Below are 25,371 nucleotides of genomic sequence, written 5' to 3'. Positions count from 1 at the left end.
AAATATATTTAGGTATAGCCTCGTATGTTTCTTTTTGGAGGTAGAGCACTGAATGGGCTAGGGGTCTCACCAGATTACCAAACCTAATCAAACTTCGAATACCAAAAAGTCAGAATACGGGAGTCAGCCCGCGGGAGCTAAGTTCCGCGGACGAGAGGGAAACAACCCAGACCGCCAGCTAAGGTCCCCAAATCTATGCTAAGTGGAGAAGGATGTGGGAATGCCCAGACAACCAGGAGGTTGGCTTAGAAGCAGCCATCCTTTAAAGAAAGCGTAATAGCTCACTGGTCGAGTGGATCTGCGCCGAAAATGTATCGGGGCTAAAGCATAGTACCGAAGCTGCGGAATGAAATTTATTTCATTGGTAGGAGAGCGTTGTGTCGTCGCAGAATCGCAACCGCGAGGTTGTGTGGAGATTACACAAGTGCCCATGCTGACATGAGTAGCGATAAAGCGGGTGAGAGGCCCGCTCGCCGAAAACCCAAGGTTTCCTGAGTAAAGCTAATCTTCTCAGGGTTAGTCGATCCCTAAGGCGAGGCCGAAAGGCGTAGTCGATGGAAAACAGATTAATATTTCTGTACCACCTTGTTATCGTTTGAGAAATGGGGGGACGCAGGAGGGCAAGTCATCCGTCTGTTGGAATAGGCGGTTCAAGCTTGTAGGCTGGAATTTCAGGCAAATCCGGAATTCTAAGGCCGAGAAGCGATGTCGAGGGATTTATCCCATAAAGTGACTGCACCCATGCTGCCAAGAAAAGCCTCTATCGAGATAACAGGTGATCGTACCGTAAACCGACACAGGTAGGTGGGGAGAGTATCCCAAGGCGCTTGAGAGAACCCTGGTTAAGGAACTCGGCAAAATGATACCGTAACTTCGGGAGAAGGTATGCCCCTGATTGTTAGTATTATACTTTACAAAGCAATTGGGGGCCGCAGAGAATTGGTGGTAGCGACTGTTTACTAAAAACATAGGACTCTGCAAAGTCGCAAGACGAGGTATAGGGTCTGACGCCTGCCCGGTGCCGGAAGGTTAAGGGGATTTGTTAGCATTTATGCGAAGCACTGAACTGAAGCCCCGGTAAACGGCGGCCGTAACTATAACGGTCCTAAGGTAGCGAAATTCCTTGTCGGGTAAGTTCCGACCTGCACGAATGGCGTAACGACTTCCACACTGTCTCAACCAGGGACTCAGCGAAATTGCAGTGGCGGTGAAGATACCGTCTACCCGCGAAAAGACGGAAAGACCCCGGCACCTTTACTACAGCTTGACATTGGATTTTGGGATATGATGTGCAGGATAGGTGGGAGACTTTGAAGCATGCGCGCCAGTGTGTGTGGAGTTACCCTTGAAATACCACCCTTCATGTTTCAGTGTTCTAACCACGTTCCGTAACCCGGAACTGGGACAGTGTCTGGTGGGTAGTTTGACTGGGGCGGTCGCCTCCCAAAGAGTAACGGAGGCGCGCGAAGGTTCCCTCAGGCTGATTGGAAACCAGCCGTAGAGTGCAAGGGCATAAGGGAGCTTGACTGCGAGAGAGACATCTCGAGCAGGTACGAAAGTAGGTCTTAGTGATCCGGCGGTTCTGAATGGAAGGGCCGTCGCTCAACGGATAAAAGGTACGCCGGGGATAACAGGCTTATCGCCCCCAAGAGTTCACATCGACGGGGCGGTTTGGCACCTCGATGTCGGCTCATCACATCCTGGGGCTGGAGCAGGTCCCAAGGGTTTGGCTGTTCGCCAATTAAAGTGGTACGTGAGCTGGGTTTAAAACGTCGTGAGACAGTTTGGTCCCTATCTTTCGTGGGCGCAGGATATTTGAGGAGATCTGATCCTAGTACGAGAGGACCGGATTGGACCAACCAATGGTGTTCCAGTTGTCGCGCCAGCGGCATTGCTGGGTAGCTAAGTTGGGTATGGATAACCGCTGAAAGCATCTAAGCGGGAAGCCAACTTCAAGATTAGATATCCCATACGTAAGTACTGAAGACCCCTTGAAGACTACAAGGTTGATAGGCTGGGTGTGTAAGCATGGCAACATGTTGAGCTTACCAGTACTAATAGGTCGTGAGGCTTAGCCACTTTTTTCCACGAATAAATTTAGATTCTTTGATGTTAAAGCATATTTTGCGAAATTTTTTGTTGCGGCACAAAAGTTTTAAAACGCAGTAGTTGACTACAGCTTATTTAAAACTTTTGTTTGCGCCTTGAATTTCATTAAAATCTGCATCAACATACCGACATAGCAAAACGCTATTGAAACAAAACATCTTAAAACAAGACACTTTGTTTCTTGTTTACTACAACAGATTACATATTTGGACCCATGGAACATGACAAGAAGAACTCTTTCTGAAGTTCCAGGTCCGACCGATGTAACCGGTGGCGATGGCAAAGAGGCCACACCCGTACCCATCTCGAACACGGAAGTTAAGCTCTTTAGCGTCGATGGTACTGCATGGGAGACTGTGTGGGAGAGTAGAACGCCGCCGGTTCTTTTTTGAAAAGCCCTGATCATTTATTACAAATGATCAGGGCTTTTTTTGTTTTTTTTTTTTTAAGGAGACGTCATGACAGATAAAAATATCGGCTTCATCGGACTCGGGGTTATGGGGCAGTCCATGGCCGGACATATTTTGACGGCAGGGTTCAACGTTCGTGTGTACAACCGTACAAAGCAGAAGGCGGAGACCCTGGTGGAGAAGGGGGCTGTCTGGTGTGATTGCGTGGCAGACCTGGCAGCCTCATCGGATATTATTATCACCATGGTGGGATACCCGGCAGACGTGGAAGAGGTATTTATCGGGCCTGCAGGCATCCTGGAAAATGCGCCGTCCGGTGCCCTGGCCATTGACATGACCACATCGGATCCTGCCCTTGCAGAAAAACTGTGGCAGGATGGGCGACAGAAAAATATCAGTGTGCTGGATGCCCCGGTTTCAGGTGGGGATATCGGAGCCCAAAACGCGTCACTTTCCATTATGGTGGGTGGGAAGCTGGATGATTTTAACCGTGCGCTATCCATTTTCAAGACCCTGGGAACAAATATTGTGCACCAGGGCAAGGCCGGCAACGGCCAACACACCAAGATGGCCAACCAGATAGCCATTGCCTCCACCATGATTGCAGTGTGTGAATCTATCTCCTATGCAAGGCGCGCTGGGTTGGATCCTGAAACCGTGCTTGACTCCATTGGCAAGGGCGCGGCAGCGTCCTGGAGCCTGAATAACCTGGGACCCAAGATGATCCAGGGGGATGATGCGCCGGGATTTTTCATTCAGCATTTTGTCAAAGATATGGGGATTGCACTTTCTGCAGCCGAGGCCATGGGCATGAAAACCCCGGGCCTGGACATGGCCTACACCCTTTATAAAGAGATGGAGGACCAGGGGGGGGGATTGAAGGGTACCCAGGCATTGTATCATCTTTTTCAGTAGTGTTTGGACGCAAAATCACCCATCTGCACCTTGCATCTGGGCCACTTTGCGTCCAAACACCGGGATCTATTCAGGCGTTAAGTAAGGCTTGTCTTTATTAAAAATAAAATAGGCCTGCAGTAAAGAAATGCACTGCAGGCCTATTTTATTTTTTTTATTTTAAGGCTGTTTGGTATCTATTCTTTAGGTCTTGGGAGGATGACATTAAGCAGAACGCCAAGCACACCCGCAAGGCCGATGCCGGATAGTTCAAAATTACCGAATTTGATGGCCAGTCCCCCGATGCCGGAAACCAGAATCAGGGCAATGATGCTCAAGTTGCGCGGTGCCACAAGATTTGCCTGGGACTGAGTAAGGGTGTTTAAGCCCACCACGGCAATGGCGCCGAACAGCAGCAGCATGATACCACCCATGACCGGGGTGGGTATGGTCTGCAGCACTGCGCCCAGTTTGCCGATAAAGGCCAGCAGGATGGCGGTGATGGCGGCCCAGGTCATGATGCCCGGGTTAAACGCACGGGTCAGGGTTACCGCGCCTGTCACTTCGGAGTAAGTGGTGTTGGGTGGACCGCCCAGGAATGCTGCCAGAGAGGTGGCGACACCGTCGCCCAACATGGTGTTCTGAATGCCGGGCTCTTTTAAATAATCCTTGCCTGTGACACGGCCGATCGCCACGATGTCCCCGAAATGTTCAATGGCCGGGGCAATGGCCACGGGGATAATATAGAAGACGGCATGAAGGTTCCACTGGGGAAGAACAAAGGCAGGCATAGCAAACCAGGGTGCAGATACCACGGCGTCGAAACTGACCATGCCCATGACAAGAGCCACAACGTATCCCACGGCAATGCCCACCAGAATCGGGATCAGTTTTATAATGCCTTTTGCAAGCAAAGAAACCAATACCGTCGTTCCAAGCGCAATAAAGGCCACAGTCATGGCTGCGGCCTTGGAATAGGTGTCGCTTGCGCTTGTGGCCATCCCCACGGCCACCGGCGCCAGTTTCAAGCCGATGACCATGATGACCGGGCCGGTTACCACCGGCGGCAGTACCCTTTTGATAACTTCACTGCCCCAGATTCGCACCAGGGTACTCAGTATGATATAAATTAAACCAGCCGCTGCTAAGCCGCACATGGTACCGGGAATCCCCCATGTTTTGGCACCGTATTGGATGGGGGCGATAAAGGCAAAGGAAGAGGCCAAAAATATGGGCACTTTGCCCCGGGTAATGACCTGAAACACCAGGGTGCCTAAGCCCGCAGTGAACAATGCTACATTGGGGTTCAGTCCTGTGAGCAGGGGCACCAGTACCAGGGCGCCAAAGGCTACAAAGAGCATTTGGGCACCCAGGAAACAGTCTTTAACCTGGAAATTGTAATCTGTGGATGATGGCAGGTTGTCGGGCATTCTGTTCTTTTCCTTTTCTTGCAACATTACTTGGTGCCAAATATTTTGTCCCCGGCATCCCCTAACCCAGGAAGAATATACCCCACGTCGTTAAGGCACGCATCAATACTGGCCGTATAGATGTCAACGTCAGGGTGTTTTTTTTCCACTACTGAAATACCTTCCGGGGCAGCCACAAGAAAAAGCCCCTTGATTCTTTGGCATCCGGCTTCCTTGAGCAGGTCAATGGTGGCGATTAAAGTCCCGCCGGTAGCCAGCATGGGGTCCAGGATCAGTGCCGTACGCTCTTCCATGGCAGAGGCGGTTTTAAAATAGTACTGTACGGGCTTCAAGGTCTCCTCGTTTCTGTAAAATCCCACCACAGACACCTTGGCAGAAGGAATCAGGTCGAGTACCCCGTCCATCATGCCTAAGCCCGCTCTTAAGATAGGCACAATAGTGATTTTCTTGCCTTTTATTGTTTCGATTTTAACCTCTCCTGCCCAGCCCTCGATGACTTTTTGTTCGGTCTCAATATCCTGGGTGGCTTCGTAGGTGAGCAGACGGGCCACTTCCGAGGCCAGATCCCTGAAATCCTTGGTGCTGATGTCTTTTTGACGCATCAACCCAAGCTTATGCTTTATTAGAGGATGGTCCTCCACATGTACGGCCATATTGTCTCCCTGTGTTTTGGAAAATTAAAATCCAGAGCAAAACCCGCAAAGATTAGTAAACCCGGATTTTTTAGTCAAGCTCATTTATACTATGCTTTTGGGGTTATGATAGGCGCAAATAATTTAATGGGGTGTATCGGAGACTCGTTTTTTTAAATTAAACTTGTTATTATCAGCGAATTAGGTTGGCAATTTTTAATTAAGCCCAGTTGAAAAATAGGAGTAGATTATATGTCAAGTAAAGAAGGGAACCTTGTTCAGAAAGTGTTGGAAGAACAACAGTCCCGCCAGACCGGTTACCGGGAGCGTGCTTTGAAGATGTTCCCCTGGATCTGTGCCCATTGTGGCCGTGAGTTTGAAGGTAAAAGAGTCAAGGAACTCACTGTTCACCATAAAGACCATAACCACGACAATAACCCGTCTGATGGGAGTAACTGGGAATTACTTTGTATTTATTGCCACGACAACGAACATTCCCGAGACCAGGTCGCTGATGCCTATTCCGATGAAGTGGCCGGGAGTACTGCCGACTCCGGCGGCACAACCAATCCCTTTGCCGGGCTTGGCGATATGTTAAAAGGTAAATTGTAACCTTAGGACCGCAGATTACCGAACCGTTTTTGTTTTTGGGGACTGTCAGTTGGATATTGAAATTCATTGGTTTATCCTGCACAATGCCCCCATGATTTCCACGGACTACATTGAGGTTGCTGTTACCCTGCCTGTGAACCAGACTTTTGTTTACGGGCTTCCCGATACGTTTCGGCCTGATGCCTGTCCCGGCATGCGGGTGCTGGTGCCCTTTGGACGGCGTAGGGTCACCGGTTATATTCTGGAAGGAAAAGAGGAAAGCGGGCCATATAAGACCAAAGATGTGCTGGATCTGCTGGATGACCACCCCTTGTTTCCCGAATCTGACATTGCCTTTCTCAAATGGGTGGCAGGCTATTATATCTATCCGATAGGGGATACCATTAAAGCGGCAATGCCCGCGGGTCTTGCCTGTATGGATGTCTCCTGTGCCTTTGTCTCGGTTAAAGGCGCACAAGCCCTTGAAGCCGGGGATCTGTCCCATGAAGAGGCCAGGGTTCTGGGGTTGGCCGCTGCAAAGAATGGGATTTCTTTAAAATCCCTTTCCCGCCGGGATCCGGCCGGGGCAGCTATTCTGCGTCGGCTTGAAAAAAAAGAGCTGGTGCAGGTCACCGTCGTGCTTCAAAAGGAAACTGCCGGGATTAAAACCGAAAAATTTATTTCCCTGCCTAAACAAACGCCCACCCAGCAGATCCGGATGTCAGCCAAGCGTCAGAAGATTCTTTCCATTGTCCGGGAGGCTGGGGAGGTTTCGTTAACCAGCCTGAAACGCAATGTGCCCACAGCACCGAATCTGATCAAACCCCTGGCCCAGGCCGGGTGGCTGAGGGTGTTCAGCCGTAGGGTGTTCAGAGATCCTTTAGGGGACCCGGTAACACCGGATACCCCGCCTGAACTGACCGATGAACAGGCCGCCGTTGTACAAGAGATTCAGGGGCGCGCAGATGTGTTTTCTCCCTGCTTGCTAGTGGGCGTGACCGGTTCCGGCAAGACCGAAGTCTATATGCGCCTGGTGGCGGATGCCGTGGAAAAGGGCAGGGGTGCCATTGTACTGGTCCCGGAAATTGCCCTGATTTCCCAGACCGAACGGCGATTCAGAGCACGGTTTGGTGAGAAAATAGCAGTAATCCACTCCATGCTTTCCCAGGGAGAGCGTCTGGATCAGTGGCGGAAAATTGGTCTTGGCAAGGTCAATATCGTCATTGGTGCCCGGTCTGCGATTTTTGCGCCGATTCGGAACATCGGAATTATCATTGTGGATGAGGAACATGATTATTCCTATAAACAGGAATCTGGTCTGCGCTATAATGCCCGGGACCTTGCCGTGGTCCGGGCGAAAATGCACAATTGTCCTGTGGTGTTAGGCTCTGCTACGCCTTCGGTGCAGTCCTGCCTGAATGTGGTGTCAGAAAAATTTTTTCAACTGGAACTGACCCGGCGGGTGAACAACCAGACATTGCCTGAAATCACCCTGGTGGATATGAAAAAGTACCAGGGCACTTGGGGAACAGACAGTATCATCACCCCGGAGCTTGGCCGGGGTATCCGTTCCTGCCTTGAAAAGGGAAACCAGGTCCTGATTTTTTTAAACCGCCGGGGGTTTTCCACCTTTCCGGTCTGCGCCTCCTGTGGCAAGACCCTGGGCTGTCCCCATTGTGACGTGACCATGACCCTCCACAAGGGCGAGGATCATTATAAGTGCCATTTGTGCGGTCATATTTTAGCCGCTGATATCCGGTGCCCTGACTGCGGCACCGGGAAAATTAAGAATTTGGGCTTTGGCACGGAGAAAATTGAATCCATGCTGAAAACCCTGTTTCCCGATGCCCGGGTGGCTCGGGTGGACCAGGATTCCACGGCCAGAAAGGGCAGCACCCTGGCAATTTTGCGTCAGATTCGCAACCGTACCGTGGATATTATTGTGGGGACCCAGATGTTGGCCAAGGGTCACGATTTTCCGGCCATTACCCTGGTGGGAGTGATCTGTGCCGATTTAAGCTTGAGCCTGCCCGATTTCAGGGCAAGTGAACGCACCTTTCAGCTGCTGGCCCAGGTGGCGGGCCGGGCCGGCCGGGGAGAGGAACCGGGCCGGGTGATCATGCAGACCTTTAACCCGGATCACTTCACCATTAAAGCCGCCCGCAATCAGGATTACCTTGAATTTTTCAATCAGGAAACGCCCTTTAGAAAGGCGCTGATGTATCCGCCTTTTTCCCGAATGATCCAGCTCAAAATTTCAGGAAAAAATGCAGAGAAAACAAGGGACCATGCCCGGCTTGCCGCAGATCTTCTTGAACAGCTCAATACCCGGGAGCCCAAAGCCCAGATCCTGGGGCCCATTGAAGCGGCCATCCAGAAAATTTCCGCCCGTTATCGATGGCAGATTCTTATAAAAGGGGCATCATCGGGCAATCTTAGCAGAATGGTATCAGCCATGGTCCGGGACCCTTCCATCCAGAAGGTGAAATCAGTCTCCATTGCCATAGATGTGGATCCCTATTCTTTGCTCTAATCAGGGCTTGTTTCTTCCCATGCGTCAGCAATTATTTAATATAGCAAGAACTATGATTCAGATGTTTTTTAATTTGCGCCAGAGGGTTGTGGCGCTAATACCCAGGATTCTAGCAGCATGTGAGCGATTTTGACCGGTCTGTTTGAGCACGGCACGAATATATTGTTTTTCAAGTTCGGCTAGCGTCATGGGTATTTTTTCGGACTGGATGGTTCGCAAAGGCGAAGAATGAGTGATGGTTGGCGGTAGATGTTCCGGTAGAATAACGCCATCCTGGCTATAGACTGCGGCCCTCTCCAGGGCATTCTCAAGTTCCCGGATATTTCCGGGCCAAGGGTAACTTTGTAGATGTTCCAGGCATTGCGGACTTAGTTTCAGACTGGACATCTTGAATTTGCGGCCCATCTTTTTCGTGAAGTAGCGGGCCAGGGGGATGATATCCTCCTGACGCGCCCGTAGAGAAGGAATTTCGATCTCCACAACAATCAGCCGATAGTAGAGGTCCTCGCGGAACGACTGTTCGGCAACGCATTTCTTTATGTCGCGGTGGGTGGCAGCGATGACTCGAACATCTATTTTGCGGGGGCGGTTTTCACCGAGGCGGACGATTTCCCGTTCTTGGAGGACACGAAGGAGCTTTAGTTGGGTTGCCGGCGTGATGTCTCCGATTTCGTCGAGGAATATGGTGCCGGAGTTGGCCTCTTCGAAGATGCCCTTTCTGTCTTGGCGAGCTCCGGTAAAGGCACCAGCCTTGTAACCAAACAGTTCGCCCTCAAGCAGGGTTTCCGGCAAGGCTGAACAGTTAATAACAACGAAGGGTTGCTCTGATCGGTCGGATTGCGAATGAATATACCGGGCCAGTACTTCTTTGCCTACACCGCTCTCTCCGGTAATAAAAACAGACGTGTCAAATGGTGCGACCCGGGCGGCAGAATCAAGGACTCGTGCATAGATGGGGCTGCGTACCTCCACCGGTGAAAAAACCGATATTTTTTTTTGCTTTTGTGGATGACGTCGAGCACGGGCCAGGGCGCGGTTCTTCAATTCGATTTCATGGGTTAGACGCTGGATTTTATCCTGGATTCCGTCCGGCTGAAAATAGGGCAGGTACGGCAAGATATCTTCGCCCCAACTGGTCCGGTCAAGACCCTGTGCAACACAGACATTTTTGCCTTGTGCGCGGCAGGAACGTTCCACGAAATAGATTTCCTGCCCGGTAGCATACGTCATAAAGCCGCTGATATATCCTATAAGCATCCAGCAGATGGGGTCTTTTGAAGGCCCGATTTCAGCAAGATGCTCCTCAGCTTCACCGGAACGATGCCATACCAGGTTCATGCTGAAACGTCCCGTATTCGAATCCCATTGTAATGATTTAATGACGGCAACGGCAACGCCCTGAAGGGTCTGAAGGCGGGGGCCTGCTTTCAAAAATTCGTTGGGATCTTTCCAATTGAAAATGCGTTTCATAGCCGCCGCATCGGCCTGTCCCCACAGATACCCGAACCGTGTCAGAATACGTTGGGCATGCTCCTGACCAACCATGCTCAGCAAATCCTTGCGGAACTGCGCAAATGCATGAAGATCATGCAGAATCAAGCGTCTTCCCTGCAGTTGAATAAGACCTGCCGAGAAATCAACCAGTTCTTCAATCCGTAAATCCTTAGCTTGCACGCCTTATACCTTTCATTATGAAATATAAGGTTTTCATAATGAAAGGTTTTATATGATATGTCAAATGCTTTGTGTATTCATAAGATACTAATTTCCAATAAGATATATATATATGCAAATTTGGAACGAGAAATGCATTGTCTCGTTCTTTTGATTAAGTAAAAACGAAAGGAAATGGTAATGTATGAATTACTGAGAATGAAGAACGAAGGATTACGAGAGGGCGTCATGGCGTTTGCACAGGAGTTGATTGATACGCCAAGCCCCAGTTGGGGGGAGCATGAACTGGCCGATAAAGTGGCCCGGCAGATGGAAGTATTGGGCTATCATCATGTTTACCGAGATACGATCGGCAATGTTATCGGTGTTATTCACGGGCATGAGCACAACAGCACTCTGCTGCTGAATTCACATATGGATACTCACCAGACAGGGGAGGCAAACCAGATGCACATTGAGGGGGACCGGATTTACGGCGCAGGCGCATCGGATTGCAAGGGTGGCTTGGCTGCTCAGGTTTTTGCGGGGGCATTGTTGATGCGCAGTCTGCTGCCGCTTCGGGGTACGCTGGTGGTTACGGCGTCTGTGGCCGAAGAAAACGGAGCCAGCACTGGCGTTCGGACTTTGATGGACCAAACATTACCGGAAATGGGGTTGCTTCCCGATTATGCTATTCTGGGTGAACCAACAAATCTGGGTCTGTACTATGGACACGATGGTTGGATAGAAATGGATATCAATATCCAGGGCGCGGATCCATTTCAGGTTGATGACGCTGCCGGCAGAATTTACCAACGCTTTGAGGCGCAGACAGGACGCGCCCACTCTGGAGTCCATGAGGTTGCAATCCAGGCGCCGGTTTTTCCCCGGGAATCAGAGGGGCGGATAGCCGTTTTGCGGGCAGCTAAACGGATACAAGCCGCGGATCAAGCGCAACGCGTCCTGGCCGAGACCGAACGTGACATCGACCTGCTGATACAGCACCGGTCATCTGTGACCGTATCGGTTGGGATTTGCAGGGAACAGCAGGTGTCATGCACCGGTCATAAGATGCAGGTTCAACACGTCACCAATGCCTGGGCTACTGACCCGTTTGATCCATTGATTGATCGTTCCCGTCAGGTATTGGCGGCGGCCGGCTCTCCATCACGTCCGGGAAAATGGCGGCTGGGCCGTTTAGGCATGGGGACGGCCGGAGCGACACTGCTCAACGAGTATAACATTCCGACCATCGGTTACGGCCCGGGGAACGAGAAACAGGCACATCGTCCTGATGAATGGGTTGACGGCAAGCATGTGGTTCAAGGTGTTTATGGCACCGCTGCCATTGCCCATGGCCTGATTGGGTTTCCGGTCTGTGGCTGGACAAGTGATGAAATTTAAATGACGGGAACTTCAAATGAATATTTTGGTGTGCAATTGCGGCAGTTCATCCTTGAAATATCGATTTTTAACTATGCCGGAAGAAGATGAAATTGCTTCCGGAGAAGCGCAACGAATTGGTCCCGTAACCTCGGAATCGGCCAGAATTGTGCATCGTGAGGGGGACCGGGATACCGTTTTTTCGATGGATTTGCCCACACACCAGAAAGCATTTCATGAGATTTTAAAGCTGCTTGCAAAAAAAGGAAAACGTCCGGATGCGTTAGGTCACCGGGTCGCACATGGCGGCCGGTTGTTTGAACAACCGGCTGTGATTACCCCCACGGTTTTTGAAGCCTTGCAGCAGGTTCGGGATCTGGCACCGCTCCACAATCCTGTAGCCATTGACCTCATTGAAGAATGTCAAACGCGCTATGCATCCCTACCACAAGTTGCGGTTTTTGATACGGCTTTCCACACAACCATACCGGAACACGCCCGACAGTATGCCCTGCCATCCGATTTGGTTCAAGAATTGAACATACGAAAGTATGGATTTCATGGCACAAGCCACCGGTATGTTGTCGAAGAGGCCGCTAAAATAGCGGGTATTCCCATGGCTAAGTTTAATGCGGTCAGTTGTCATCTTGGCAGCGGCGGCGCTAGTCTGTGCGCAATTTCCAATGGCCGTTCAATTGAAAATACCATGGGATATACACCGATTCAAGGGCTGGTTATGAGCACGAGGTGCGGCGATCTTGATCCGGCCATTGTATTGAAACTGCTAGCCCTGTATTCCGGTGATATGGACCGGATAGAGGATATTTTGAATCGCCGAAGCGGTGTGCTGGGTCTTTCGGGGGCATCGGCTGATATTCGCGACATTCTGGGTGATTGGGATGCTGCCACGAGTCGGGATGGCCGTTTTCAAAAAACGTTGCAGATTTATCTGTGGCGGATTCGTAAATATATAGGCGCGTACCTGACGTTGGCAAGTCCTGTCCAGGCAATTATTTTCACCGACACCATTGGTGAAAACGTTTCGCTGGTTCGGTCCGTTGTATGCGCAAACCAGAAATTCTTCGGTGTCTGTATAGATGAGAAACGCAACCGGGAGTTAGAACAGCTGCCGGGAGATATTTCACAAGATGGAAGTCCGGTTCGGATACTGGTGGTTGCCACCAATGAGGAGCTGGCAATTGCACGCCAGGTTTTCAAAACGCTTACGTTAAATAATTAGGTAAAACAATAAGGGACCATTATGAATATCATGACGCTTAATCTAATCTCCGGCCGGGTTCACTACCATTTTTTCCCATCAGGTCATGTCGAATCGCAATGGTCCGGCTGCATGGAGAACGCGCATGGTTTTGAGGACTGGCGGATCGGACTTGCAAAACTTCGGCAACGAACCCAAAACAGCGGACATACGACGGATGCCATTGGGGTACGTCTTCTCTATGGCGGCTCGACCTTTCACAATCCATGGCGTGTAACAGCGGAAACGGAAAGTGAACTTCAAGCGTTATCCGCCGAAGCACCGCTTCATGTTCCCGCGGCCATTGAATTTATCAGAGCCATTCGAGAAACGTATTACAACGTCCCGCTTTTTCTGCTTTTCGAAACGGCCTTTTTTACAGACATGCCTGAGCGGGAATGTCGTTATGCGCTGGATGTGAACAGTCTTGGCATGCCAAATTTACGTCGCTACGGGTACCATGGTCTTTTTCACGAAGCGGCGTGCGCCTGTGCCCGGGATTTCTCTTATAAAGAGGGATCTTTTTTTTCGGAGCGCTGCCTTTCGATCTGTCTGGAGACTCAACCGGAAATTGTAGCCGTGGACGGCTTTCATCCTGTTATGGTCAGTAGTGGTGCGACACCACTGGAAGGCTTGCCCGGCCAAACCAATTCAGGCGAGCTGGATGCCGGCATCGTGATGATGCTGGTTCAAAAAAAGAAGTGGGGCCCCGAACAAATAAACCATGCATTGACATTGAAAAGTGGTTTAAGCGGCATTGCCGGACGACCGGTCCAACTGGATGAAGTTCTGGAATCGGACGATCCGTCTTTGCGTTTGGCCCGGGATGTATTTCGGCATCGTTTATTGTTGGCCTGCGGTTCCGGAGTAGCCGTTTTGGGTGGCCTGGACGCCATTATTTTTTCGGGCCGATATGCCTCAAGTGCACATTGCCTTGGTCCTTGGCTACGGGAACACCTGAAGCGGGCTTATCAAGGAAGAAGTGAACTGGTGATCCATGAGCACATACTTAACCACAGTATTGACCGAATTCTTGCCGATCAGATACGTTGGCGACCCCTCCTTGATATAGGCCTTGGTAAGAAATAACTCCTCCATTTAGCTTGCCTTTTTATCCGTATTATTTGTTGCGACTCAGGGAGCATATTTTAATATGCTCCCTTTTCATTGTGGGCTGAGCCTATGTATTGATAAACCAGATTGGCCCATGGCCGTTAGTACCGGGTTCTTAAGTCCAAGGTATGTGGAAACCTTGGATTCAACGGTTCATGGGGTATCCGCTCCATGGGGCCGGGGGTGTGGCCGATATCCCTGAATCGGGAAATCCGCCGGCCTTCTGCTTCCAGGGCGTTAATTGGAAAGACATCATAACCTCGTCCACCCGGGTGGAATGCATGATAGGTGCATCCGCCCACGGATCGCATGCTCCAGGTATCCATCAGATCAAAAATTAGCGGGGTATGCACGCCGATGGTGGGATGCAGGCAGGACGGGGGTTGCCAGGCCCGGTACCGGATGCCGGCCACAAACTGGGCATTGACGTCTGTGGGGTGCAAAGGCACGGGCCGCCCATTGCAAAGCACCTGGTAACGGCTGTCTGTCATACCGCTTACTTGGATCTGGATGCGCTCCAAAGAGGAGTCCACATACCTGGCCGTACCCCCGCCGCCAGGCTCTTCCCCCAGTACATGCCAGGGTTCAATGGCTGTGCGCAGTTCCATTTCCACGCCCGCATGACAGACCTTACCCACAAAGGGGAACCTGAATTCAAAGTGGGGGTGAAAACATGCAGGCGATAGGTCATATCCGTCCCGCCGTAGAATATCTAGCACATCGCAGAAATCCTGCCATACATAAAAGGGCAGCATGAACTTATCGTGCAGGGACGTGCCCCATCTGACCAGCTTTTCTTTGTATGGTGTTTTCCAGAATTTGAGCAGGAATATGCGCAGCAGCAACTGCTGGGCAAGGCTCATTCTGGCATGGGGCGGCATCTCAAAGGAGCGGAATTCCAAAAGTCCCAGCCGCCCGGCGGCCGAATCCGGGGAGTACATTTTATCAATGCAGAATTCAGCCCGGTGGGTGTTGCCGGTAAGATCCGTGAGCAGATGGCGGAATAACCGGTCTACCAGCCAGGGCGGGCATGGTGAGCCACTGCCTGTCTGGTTATCAAGTTCGGCAAAGGCAATGTCCAGTTCATCCAGGGTGTCGTGTCGTGCTTCATCAATCCGCGGGGACTGGCTGGTGGGACCGATGAATAACCCTGAAAAAAGAAAAGACAGGGATGGATGGTTATTCCAGAATGTTAAAAAACTGCGCAGCAGGTCCGGCCGGGCAAGCCAGGGGCTTTGGCCGGGGCTGGGTCCGCCCATGACAATATGGTTGCCGCCGCCTGTGCCTGAATGCCGGCCGTCCAGCATGAATTTTTCGGTGCCAAGGCCTGACTGTCTTGCCTCTTCGTAAAGATCACAGGTTACCTCCACCATCTGGCCCCAGTCGGTTGCCGGGTGGATGTTCACTTCGATTACCCCGGGATCCGGGGTGACATTGAGAACATTAATTCGGTGGTCAAAAGGTGGTGTGTACCCTTCAATGACCACAGGACATTCTGTGATGCGCGCCGCCTGTTCCACAGCCGTAATGAGTTCGAAATAATCCGATGCGCTGGCCATGGGCGGCATGAATACATACAACCGTCCGTCCCTGGGCTGGATACAAAGGGCCGTGCGGATGGTCGGTTCAGTGCCGCTGGTATCATCGGCAGCATGTGAGGCAGGTTCAAGACGTTGGGATACAACATCATCCCGGGTCTGTGTCTCGGGTTTTCCCGGGAGATTGAACTGACCTTCCTTTTCCTTTTCTGCCCGGCGCAAGCGCTCCTTGTCCGAGTCGGATGTCAATGGGTCCGGAAACGGGCCATGGATGCCCATGGGATCCTCTTCCACCACATGGGGATATTTTTTGGGCGATACCCAGGGCAGGCTGTCCAGGGGCAGACGAAGTCCCATGGGCGAATCTCCGGGCACTAGAAACAGATTGTCGGAACGCAGTTCCCAGGTACAGCTTTTCCATGACCCTTTTTGGATGGGCAGTACAAAGCCGGTTACCGCTCCGATGCCTTGCTCAAATACCCGGGTCATGCGGGCGCGCTCCTCGGGATCTTTCAGTCGGGAGTCTTCGGGGGTAACGTTTGCCGGCAGGCGTTGTTCCTTTAATAGCCAGTGAAATACATCTTCATAGGCAGGTATGATATATTTTTCATCCACGCCCAGCACCTGTGTGACGGTCTGCATCAGGGTTTTTGCCTGGGCCGGACCAAATTTGTAGTCCCGGGTGTCGTCCGCCAGAAGAGACGGGTCCTGCCAAAGCGATTTGCCGTCCTTTCGCCAGTAGCAGCCTATGGCCCAGCGGGGCAGGGATTCACCCGGGTACCATTTGCCCTGGCCAATGTGCAGGAGGCTGCCAGGCGCCCATTTGCTGCGCAGGCGCTGGAGCAGTTCCATGGCCTTTATTTTTTTGGTGGGGCCCACGGCGCCGGTGTTCCATTCATCGGCTTCCATGTCCGTGGCTGACACAAAGGTGGGTTCCCCGCCCATGGTCAGGGTGATATTTTCCTTTTTAATCTCTTCATCCACCCGGAATCCCAAGTCATGTATCTTTGTCCAGATTTCCTCGGGATAGGGTTTGGTGGACCGGGGGTCTTCGTGGATGCGTGTAACGCGCATGGTGTGGGAGAACTCCACCTCGCATTCCTCAAGCTCCCCTGTGAGGGGTGCCGCACTTTTGGGAAACGGCGTGCAGGCAAGGGGGATATGGCCTTCACCGGCTAACAGTCCGGATGTGGGGTCCAGCCCCACCCAGCCGGCCCCGGGCAGGAAGACCTCTACCCAGGCATGCAGATCCGTGAAATCCTGTTCCGGTCCCGAAGGCCCTTCAAGGGATTTGACATCGGCGGCAAGCTGGATCAGGTACCCGGATACAAACCGGGATGCCAGTCCTAGATGACGCAATATATTGACCAGGAGCCAGGCCGAATCCCTGCAGGAGCCGGATTGTTTGGTCAGTGTCTCCTCACAGGTCTGGACATTGGGCTCCATGCGGATGTTATAGCTGATGGTTTGTTGCAGATCCTGGTTCACCCGGACCATGAAATCAATGGTGTTTTCTTTTTCGCGGCTGATGCTGGAAATATACGCCTTAAATTTGCTGCCCGCAGGGTCCTGTTGCAAAAAAGGTCCCAGGTCCTTTTTTACCTCCGAAGAATATTTAAATGGATATTCCCGGGCATATTCCTCCAGAAAAAAATCAAAGGGATTAATTGTGACCATTTCGGCCACAAGGTCCACCACGATGGAAAGATGATCGGTTTTCTCCTGGAAGTTGAGCCTGGACAGATAGTTGGAAAACGGATCCTGCTGCCAGTTTATAAAATGATCATCCGGTAAAACCGTCTGGTTATAGCTTAAAATCGGGGTCCGGCAGTGGGGGGCGGGCCGCAGCCGGATCACTTGGGGGCCTAACTGGATTTTGCGATCATATTTATACTCGGTCTTATGATACAAGGCCACTTGAATTGCCATGGATGTAAATGCTCCTTAAAGGGTAAATCCGGTTCGTTTTACTGGACTTGGACAGATGTTTGTTCCATCTGGTTATCGGGGATTTTGAAAAATGTCTCGCGGATGTCAATCCCCACCTGGTTAATCTTTGTCTGCAGATCATCAAGGTACTCGTGCATGCCTGCAGACATTACATCGTCAATATCCGAATAATCCAGGTCTGCGCATAATCGGCCTATGCTTTTTTCCGCGGGGTTGGATACGGTGCCCCTTTGGGTACCGGTGATTTTGTGCAGGGCGCATTGGGCACTTATCAGGCAGCAGCGGACGGACCTTGGGAAGTTTGGATCAAAGATAAGAAAGTTGCATACCTGTTTGGGAACAATCCGGTGGAATTGTTTTCGATAGGTTTCAAAGCCGGAGGTCGATTTAAGCACAGCGCCCCACTGGATCACATCATAGGGAGAGTTGACGTTTTCGGGTTTTGGCAACAGCATAAAGTATTTAACGTCCAGTATCCGGGAGGTTTTATCAGCACGTTCAAGAAGCTGGCCAAGCAAGGCAAAATGAAAGGCCTCCCCCTGGGACATGGTGGCATGTAACAAGCCTGTAAACATATGGCTCAGCGCGGTTATGCCTTTGAAAAAGCGGTGGGGGGCCTTGATGGCCAGGTCGTTTTTAGCTGCATCTTTGAGCATAAGATAGGATCTGTTAATCTGTTCCCACATGCCCGATGAGATGATTTCCCTGACGCTTCGCGCGTTTTCCCGGGCAGCAGCCACACATGAAATGATGGAGTTGCCGTACTTGTGGTCCAAAGCTAGAAACTGGATCACATTTTCCTTGGAATAATTCGCACCGTAACCCTTTTCAAATACGTCATAGTCGCCTGTTGTCATCACCAGGGGTTGCCATGCACCGGAAACGTCTGAAGCCATATCCAGGGAAAGGTTAAGGTTTACATTAATAAAACGAGCTATATTTTCAGCTCTTTCAATATAACGGGTCATCCAGTAGATGGAATCTGCAACACGGCTTAGCATGGTATCTCCCTAATTTTCATCCAACGTATCATCAATTCTCTTTGTAACAAATTAGTACCTGAACGAAATTTTGTGTTTGGACGAAAAGTAGCCCGGATGCAAGGCGCCGCTGGGTGGCTTTTTGTCCAAACACCAATTAAAATGTGTCATTTAAAACCCAGGAGTCTTTCGTTCCCCCACCCTGGGATGAGTTCACTACCAAAGACCCTTTTCTCAGGGCTACCCGCGTCAGTCCGCCGGGAAGCACATAGATATCCTCGCCGTAAAGGACATAGGGCCGAAGATCCACATGGCGTCCTTCAAAATGGTCCCCGATAACGGTGGGCACCTGGGAAAGACTGATGGTGGGCTGGGCAATATAGGTTCTGGGGTTGGCCTTGATACGGCGGGCAAACTCCTCACGTTCAGCCTTATCGGCGTGGGGGCCGATCATCATACCGTATCCGCCGCTTTCATTGGCCGCCTTGACCACAAATTTATCCAGATTGTCAAGCACATGGGCCCGGTCTTTGTCATCCCAGCACACATAGGTGGGCACATTGGGTAAAATGGGATCTTCCCCCAGGTAGTATGAAATGATTTTCGGCACATAGGCATACACGGCTTTGTCGTCAGCAACACCTGTGCCCGGTGCATTGGCCATGGCCACCCGGCCCTTGAAATAGGCCGACATAATTCCCGGAACCCCGAGCATGGAATCGGACCGGAATACCTTGGGGTCGATAAAATCATCGTCAATGCGGCGGTAGAGGACATCAATGGGCGAAAGCCCCTTGGTGGTCCGCATATAAAGCCGATCGTTGGACACCACAAGATCCTGGCCTTCCACCAACTCTATGCCCATTTGCTGGGCAAGGAATGAATGTTCAAAATAGGCGGAATTATACCGCCCCGGCGTCAGCACCCCGATTTTGGGGTTTGATGCTGTGGCTGGTAGTAGATTTTCAAGGGTGGCCAGAAGCTTGTGGGGATATTCATCCACGGCCCGGATCCGGGAACTTGCAAAAACTTCGGGAAACGTGCGTTTCAGGACCTGGCGGTTTTCAAGCACATAGGAGACACCTGATGGACAGCGCAGATTGTCCTCAAGTACATAAAATTTGCCGTCCGTATCCCGGATCAGGTCCGTTCCCGTGACATGGCACCAGATGCCTTTGGGCGGGGTAAATCCTTCCATCTGCTTGCGGTAAGCCGCGCAAGACATGATCAGATCTTCGGGAATCACCTTGTCTTTAATGATTTTTTTATCATGGTAGATATCTTCAAGGAACAGATTCAGGGCATGGATGCGCTGCTGCAATCCCTTTTCAATTTGCTGCCACTCCCGGTCCTCAATGATTCTTGGGATAATGTCAAAGGGCAGGATTTTTTCTGTTCCTTCCTCGCTTCCATACACATTAAAGGTGTTGCCTAACTGTAGCAGCGAGGTTTCTGCAGACTGTTGCTTTATAAGCAGCGCATCTTCCGGCAGGGACTCTATTGTGTCGATGAGCTTTCTGGCACCGTCCCTGACCGTGCCGTCCTTGTGGAAGAGTTCATCATAGTATTCTGCCGGACTATAATTTGAAAATTTCATGATCCGCTCCAACAATTTTTTTATACATGCACCAGGTTCTCCGAGGGGTGTCTGGTGAGAATTGCACCCTTGTTATTTTTTCTAGTCGTATAAATGTTTTTTAACATTATTGTCTGTTCACCATTTGTCATCTGTTATGGAAATACCGGCATGGCATCTGCGAACCGGAACTTCTATTCTATTTTTAATTATTTTTCAATGTTTTTAACTGAGCTATATATAAGCATAAAACGTGCCTTTTTATTGTTTAGATGATTTAAAAAATAATTTTTAAAATTTATCCAAAAAATGAAAGGGTTACATAATGAGATAAAGTCAGGCATAAAAATGAATATAGTATAACGTAACTTGGATAAAATGACAATTTTGTGTTTCTTGTAAGCACATAGAGGCAAAAACGTAATTATCAAAGTCGGCAAAGAAACTATTTAAAATTTAATGAATATCCTATTTTACAATTTTGTGGCAACGCCCTGAATTTCTTTTGGGTTCCCAGGGACCACCAGGAGTCCTTCCTCATAAGGCTTGGGCCATTGCAAGGGCAACCCCGGTATTGGTCAGGTAACGCCCGTCTTCAATATCATAAACAGCCTGGCGCTTGATGCCCACAAGACCGGCAAGTTCAGACTGGGTCATTTCTTTGTGTTCGTAGCTCTTTGAGACGGCAGGAAAAGCTTACTGTCCGATTTGATGTTTTGGCCATAGCACTACTCGCTTATTATTTCAGGATAATGCACTATAACATACAATATAAATGAAAAAAACAGAGCATTGATGCTGTTAGAAAGATTGTATTGACGTGTAGGAAATTATCTATAACGATGGTCCGGTGCCCCGGTGAATGTCAAGTTTGCGCATGCGCGAGGCGAAGGTTGAGCGGTTGATGCCTGATGCCTTTGCGGCCCAGGTGATATTCCAGTTAAATTTTTCCATGAGCGCCCTGACATAGGCCTTTTCAAGATCCGGCCAGGTCATGGCGGAAATATCCCGCAGGCATTGTGCCCCATTTGTTTGGGGATCTGAAGGCATTGGATCTGTGTGCTTTGTGATTTCATCCGGGCTGGCTTCACGGATATGTTCGGGCAAATCACCCGGTTTTATAATCTCGTCTTGGGTTGTAACCATCAAATACCGGATAAGATTTTCCAGTTCCCGGATATTACCCGGCCATGTATACGCGACCAGATGGTGTATGGTTTCAGGGGCTATTTTTTTTTCGGGAATTTTTGCCTTTTTGCTTTCTGTGTATAGAAAATGCCGGGCCAGCAACGGAATGTCTTCCCTTCGGTCCCGCAATGGCGGCAGGTGAACCGGCAGTATGGACAAGCGGTAATACAGGTCCTGTCTGAATTGGTTTTCCCGGATCATCCCGACAAGGTCTTTATTGGTGGCTGCGATGATTCTGACATTGATATATTGGACCCGGCTGTCGCCCAATGGTTTGATCTCATTTTTCTGCAGCACCCGCAGAAGTGCGGCCTGGGTGCCCATGGGCATATCTCCGATTTCGTCCAGGAATACTGTGCCGCCATCAGCCGCCTCAAACAATCCGGACCGGTCCCGGGTTGCACCGGTAAACGCGCCTTTTTTATACCCGAACAATTCACTTTCCAGAAGGGTTTCGGGAATGGCTGAACAGTTTTGAGCCAGGAAGGGCGAATTCACTCTGGCGCTGTCCCGGTGCAGGCGTTCTGCCACAAGTTCCTTGCCGGTGCCGCTTTCACCTGTTATCAGCACATTGAAGTCAGTATCTGCATAGCTTTTGACAAGTTTCATGCTTGTGTGAAAGGCTTTGCTTTGGCCAATAATGGTATTTTCTTTTTCAATCCTGGACAGGGTCGATGAAAGCCTGCGATTTTTTTTCTTTTCCCTGGAATAACGCATGGCATTCCACAGGGATATGGAACAGACCTCAACCAGGGCTTGAAGAGGAGAAAGGTGTGAAGAATCCAAATTAAGATAAATACCGTCCGGGTGGGTGTCAATGACCTGTACCGCCCCAAAGACCTGCCCATCTATCAGTAAAGGGAAGCACAGTATCTGGCTGCTTTTTATGGCAAAATGCGATTCTACCTCCCGGTTGTGACGGCGGTCGGAGCCCGGTTTGGCGATGGTCATCTTACCGTTTTCAATTACCCAGCCCACAATGGAGGGTGAGCCTGCATCCAGGGTAACCCCCACTATATTTTCGCTGTCAATACCGGCTGCCTCAACACAGACATAGGTCCGGCCCCGTTTCATCCAGATTGATCCACGCCTGACATTCTGGATTTTCAGCAGGGCATTGAGAAATTTTTTTTGAAGCGCGGCCGGGTCCAGTTCCCTGAACAGGTCATAATTCCCCTGGCATGATTTATCTTTTTCATTGTCCATAAAAACAGCATTCTGTTAAAATTTAGGAAAATCGTCGTGGTGTCCGCCTTAGGACCTTTTGTCTTCACTACAGACAAGGCCGGTGACACGCCCGACCCGGAAGGGTAATTATATTTAACTAATACATACCATGTCTAATTAAATATCGATATTTAAAATTTTGAACACTGAACGTATTTCAGGAAAAACAATTAAAGAATGGCAGAAGACGCTTCCCCTGATCAGAAAGATTATGGCAGGTCAAGAGGTGTTCTGGCGAAACCCGGAGTACCGGCCCGTAGACACCGCTTTTAAATCCATTGCCTTGTCATACAAAGATGTGGCCGATGCACAAGCCCGGTTGAAACGGTTTGCCCCCTTTATTGCAGAGATATTTCCCCAGACCCGGGAGGGTAACGGCATCATTGAATCGCTGTTGCGGGAAATCCATAATATGAAGAAACTGCTGAATTTACAGGTAAAAGTACCTGTTCGTGGGACGCTTTTGCTCAAATGCGACAACCTGCTTGCCGTGTCCGGTTCCATTAAAGCCAGGGGCGGTATCTATGAGGTTTTGAAAACCGCCGAAACCCTGGCTGTGGACAAAGGACTGCTTGGCTTTGGGGATGATTATGCAATCCTTGCCACGGACAAGTTCAAACGGTTTTTCTCCAATTACGCCATTGCCGTGGGATCCACCGGTAATCTTGGCTTGAGTATCGGCATCGTGGGTGCCGCGCTCGGGTTTAAGGTGTATGTTCATATGTCCGCCGATGCTGCCCTTTGGAAAAAACAGCGCTTAAGGCAGTGCGGTGTCACAGTGGTTGAGTATGAAACTGATTACAGCCAGGCTGTGGCAGCGGGACGGCAACAGGCCAGGTCTGATCCAAATATGCATTTCATAGACGATGAAAATTCTTTGGATCTGCTGTTAGGGTATGCCGTGGCAGCCGACCGCCTGAAAGAACAATTTGACGCTTTGGGTCGGGTGGTGGATGAGAAACATCCGCTGTTTGTTTACCTGCCCTGCGGGGTGGGCGGCGGTCCCGGGGGAATCACTTTGGGGCTTAAGTTTGTTTTCGGTGACCATGTCCACTGTTTTTTTGCTGAACCCACCGCTTCGCCTTGTATGCTCATTGGTCTTATGACAGGGCTTCACGACAAGGTCAGTGTACAGGATTTCGGACTGTCCAATATTACGGATGCGGACGGACTGGCAGTGGGGCGCCCCTCGGGCCTTGTGGGTAAAACTCTGGGATCCTTGATCAGCGGTTCATATTCGGTTGCCGATAAAACCCTTTATCGGCTGTTGCACACCATGGCGGATCAGGAGTCCATCTTTCTTGAACCTTCTGCCGTCGCAGGATTGACAGGGCCCACGGGCCTGTTGAATACACCGGAAGGCAGGGGCTATCTTCACCGGCAGGGGGTAATTGAAAATATGTCAGACGCCACCCACCTCGTCTGGGCCACAGGCGGGGGCATGGTGCCTGAACCGGTGATGCAGGCATATTATGCAAAAGGGGCTGCGTCATCGGCCTATGCATAAGGGCCATGAAAACAATAAAATTTTCATGGCCCTAACATAAAGAGCTTGATGCCATGAAGGCACCGTCAAAATGAGTACTATATAATTTCTTCAGGCTTACACAACCGTTTGGGTGTATCTGATAATCGTGTACATTTTTGGCATGAATAGGTCAACTTTTGCATTACAGGTTTGCAAACCATTTTGGCTTCGGTTGACGATGCACCACAATTTTTACAGACAAATGCTCTTGATGCATCGGATGATTTGCGCAAATGGTTTTTTTTCTTTTTACACGCCTTACAGGCCCTGAGCTTTTTTCCCATACCGCATCCCTCCTTCATGATTGAAATGCTCGATTAATCTTTTAAAAATAGTACAGATTTCTGAAAGGTCAATTCGCAGCAGCCCGCGGTCATCGGCCCAGCTTAAATCCGGGTGGAAATCGTTGCCTGTTTTCAATGGGCCACCCACTGGGTGACCTATTATTTTTGAAAAAAGTTTGTTCTGTTTGGTTTATTCATTCTCGGGTAAACACCCAGGTCTTTGATGTTGAAATGTCCGGGTTAAATCTATATCCATTGTGGGAAAATCCTTTCAACGGTTTGGGTTCAATGATTTTTTTCTGGATGATGAAGTCGACCAAAAGCCCCCGGGCCCTTTTGGCATGTATGGCAATCACCTTGAAACCGTTTGCTTTTCTTTCCTTGAACTGAATGGTGATAATCTTTGCTTTCAGGCGTTTGCGTTGGAGAACCTTAAAATACTCATTGGATGCCAGATTGACAAGAACAGGGGCGCCGTTTGATTCTTCCAGCTCCGTGTTGATTCTTTGGGTGATTCGGTCTGTCCAGAATTCATATATATTTTTCCCCCAGGGGCCGGAAAGCCGGGTGGCTATTTCCAGGCGATGGGGTTCAATCAGGTCCAGGGGGCGCAAAAGGCCGTATAGACCTGACAATATCCGTACATGTTTCTGGGCAAATTCAAAATCCTGATCTTGGTAATGGTCAATGTCCAGTCCTTGAAAGGCATCGCCTTTGTAAACTAAAAGGGCCTGGCGGGCACCGTCATTTACTGCATTTGCGGAAAATGTCTGAAATCTTTTGTAGGTCAAGTCCGCCAGCTTGGGGCTGATCTTCATTAGCTCTTCCAGTTCAGCCTGTGAAAATTTTTTCAGCCGGTCTGAAAGTTCCCGGGCTTGGGAAATGAAATAGGGTTGGGTTTGCAAAAGGCTGGATCTGCAATTAAGATCCATGGTCTTGGACGGTGACATAATGCTGAGCATGATTGATTATCCTTTGGGCCTTACCTGAAGCGTAAATATTTTTTAAATCATTTATAATTTTTTTATTGACTTGAATTCCTTTCGATACTATAGAAACAGTGAATTTGGGATAATAGTTGATACTGCTACTGA

General features: G+C 50.1%; 16 protein-coding genes and 2 rRNA genes (1 of these 18 running past the window's edge). 9 read left to right on the top strand and 9 right to left on the bottom strand.

Annotated elements, in window-relative coordinates; translation table 11 throughout:
- From EYB58_RS02200 to EYB58_RS02190, 3 genes are all read left to right on the top strand, one after another.
- Positions 1 to 2,079, top strand: a 23S ribosomal RNA gene (locus EYB58_RS02200) (it extends 901 nt beyond the left edge of the window).
- Between the two features lie 296 nt (positions 2,080 to 2,375).
- Positions 2,376 to 2,492, top strand: a 5S ribosomal RNA gene (gene rrf / locus EYB58_RS02195).
- A gap of 75 nt (positions 2,493 to 2,567) precedes the next feature.
- On the top strand, positions 2,568 to 3,434 hold the full coding sequence (locus EYB58_RS02190) for an NAD(P)-dependent oxidoreductase (protein ID WP_111958454.1): 867 nt from the start codon (positions 2,568 to 2,570) through the stop codon (positions 3,432 to 3,434).
- Positions 3,435 to 3,610: 176 nt separating this feature from the next.
- Here the strand turns inward: EYB58_RS02190 and EYB58_RS02185 are convergent, their stop codons facing one another.
- Together EYB58_RS02185 and upp are read right to left on the bottom strand one after the other, a co-directional pair.
- The gene (locus EYB58_RS02185) at positions 3,611 to 4,843 is read right to left on the bottom strand and encodes a uracil-xanthine permease family protein (RefSeq protein WP_111958458.1); all 1,233 of its coding nucleotides are present in this window, start codon (positions 4,841 to 4,843) and stop codon (positions 3,611 to 3,613) included.
- Positions 4,844 to 4,869: 26 nt separating this feature from the next.
- Positions 4,870 to 5,496: a uracil phosphoribosyltransferase gene (gene upp, locus EYB58_RS02180; protein WP_111958452.1), complete on the bottom strand. Its 627-nt coding sequence runs from the start codon at positions 5,494 to 5,496 to the stop codon at positions 4,870 to 4,872.
- Between the two features lie 231 nt (positions 5,497 to 5,727).
- Here upp and EYB58_RS02175 point away from each other — a divergent pair, with 231 nt between their 5' ends.
- On the top strand, positions 5,728 to 6,087 hold the full coding sequence (locus EYB58_RS02175) for a YajD family HNH nuclease (protein WP_111958450.1): 360 nt from the start codon (positions 5,728 to 5,730) through the stop codon (positions 6,085 to 6,087).
- 91 nt (positions 6,088 to 6,178) lie between these two features.
- Positions 6,179 to 8,599: a primosomal protein N' gene (gene priA / locus EYB58_RS02170; RefSeq protein ID WP_111958456.1), complete on the top strand. Its 2,421-nt coding sequence runs from the start codon at positions 6,179 to 6,181 to the stop codon at positions 8,597 to 8,599.
- 57 nt (positions 8,600 to 8,656) lie between these two features.
- Here the strand turns inward: priA and EYB58_RS02165 are convergent, their stop codons facing one another.
- Positions 8,657 to 10,273 (bottom strand): sigma-54-dependent Fis family transcriptional regulator, encoded by a 1,617-nt coding sequence (locus EYB58_RS02165; protein WP_111958448.1) that lies wholly within the window; start codon positions 10,271 to 10,273, stop codon positions 8,657 to 8,659.
- A gap of 180 nt (positions 10,274 to 10,453) precedes the next feature.
- Here EYB58_RS02165 and EYB58_RS02160 point away from each other — a divergent pair, with 180 nt between their 5' ends.
- From EYB58_RS02160 to EYB58_RS02150, 3 genes are read left to right on the top strand one after another with little or no spacing between them, the layout of a single operon-like run.
- Positions 10,454 to 11,656 (top strand): M20/M25/M40 family metallo-hydrolase, encoded by a 1,203-nt coding sequence (locus EYB58_RS02160; protein WP_163354467.1) that lies wholly within the window; start codon positions 10,454 to 10,456, stop codon positions 11,654 to 11,656.
- 16 nt (positions 11,657 to 11,672) lie between these two features.
- Complete coding sequence (locus EYB58_RS02155) at positions 11,673 to 12,875, top strand: acetate/propionate family kinase (protein WP_111958444.1); 1,203 nt, start codon at positions 11,673 to 11,675, stop codon at positions 12,873 to 12,875.
- Between the two features lie 21 nt (positions 12,876 to 12,896).
- The gene (locus tag EYB58_RS02150; RefSeq protein WP_111958442.1) at positions 12,897 to 13,982 is read left to right on the top strand and encodes an acetate/propionate family kinase; all 1,086 of its coding nucleotides are present in this window, start codon (positions 12,897 to 12,899) and stop codon (positions 13,980 to 13,982) included.
- A gap of 125 nt (positions 13,983 to 14,107) precedes the next feature.
- On the opposite strand, the gene EYB58_RS02145 is transcribed toward EYB58_RS02150, so the two are convergent.
- The 5 genes from EYB58_RS02145 to EYB58_RS02125 all read right to left on the bottom strand — a co-directional run bounded on the left by EYB58_RS02145 (position 14,108) and on the right by EYB58_RS02125 (position 22,444).
- The gene (locus EYB58_RS02145) at positions 14,108 to 17,473 is read right to left on the bottom strand and encodes a transglutaminase family protein (protein ID WP_111958440.1); all 3,366 of its coding nucleotides are present in this window, start codon (positions 17,471 to 17,473) and stop codon (positions 14,108 to 14,110) included.
- Positions 17,474 to 17,511: 38 nt separating this feature from the next.
- A complete protein-coding gene (locus tag EYB58_RS02140) occupies positions 17,512 to 18,495 on the bottom strand; it encodes an alpha-E domain-containing protein (protein ID WP_111958438.1) in 984 nt (327 codons plus the stop codon).
- A 136-nt stretch (positions 18,496 to 18,631) separates the two neighbouring features.
- Entirely contained in the window at positions 18,632 to 20,071 is a 1,440-nt protein-coding gene (locus tag EYB58_RS02135; RefSeq protein ID WP_111958436.1) for a circularly permuted type 2 ATP-grasp protein, read from the bottom strand.
- A 516-nt stretch (positions 20,072 to 20,587) separates the two neighbouring features.
- Entirely contained in the window at positions 20,588 to 20,707 is a 120-nt protein-coding gene (locus EYB58_RS23750; protein WP_242637518.1) for a helix-turn-helix transcriptional regulator, read from the bottom strand.
- A gap of 177 nt (positions 20,708 to 20,884) precedes the next feature.
- Positions 20,885 to 22,444, bottom strand: a complete 1,560-nt coding sequence (locus tag EYB58_RS02125; protein ID WP_111958434.1) for a sigma-54 interaction domain-containing protein — start codon at positions 22,442 to 22,444, stop codon at positions 20,885 to 20,887.
- A gap of 160 nt (positions 22,445 to 22,604) precedes the next feature.
- On the opposite strand from EYB58_RS02125, the gene EYB58_RS02120 reads away from it, so the two are divergent.
- Positions 22,605 to 23,972 carry a D-serine ammonia-lyase gene (locus EYB58_RS02120; RefSeq protein WP_111958432.1) on the top strand — a complete coding sequence of 456 codons (1,368 nt, stop codon included), beginning with the start codon at positions 22,605 to 22,607 and terminating at the stop codon, positions 23,970 to 23,972.
- A gap of 499 nt (positions 23,973 to 24,471) precedes the next feature.
- Here EYB58_RS02120 and yaaA read toward each other — a convergent pair whose 3' ends face one another.
- A complete protein-coding gene (gene yaaA, locus EYB58_RS02110; RefSeq protein ID WP_111958428.1) occupies positions 24,472 to 25,239 on the bottom strand; it encodes a peroxide stress protein YaaA in 768 nt (255 codons plus the stop codon).
- Positions 25,240 to 25,371 lie beyond the last annotated feature (132 nt).

The organism is Desulfobacter hydrogenophilus, assembly GCF_004319545.1.
Taxonomy (GTDB): Bacteria; Desulfobacterota; Desulfobacteria; order Desulfobacterales; family Desulfobacteraceae; genus Desulfobacter; species Desulfobacter hydrogenophilus.
The sequence above is the reverse complement of the archived record's forward strand: the minus strand, read 5'-3'. Positions and strand labels throughout refer to the sequence as shown.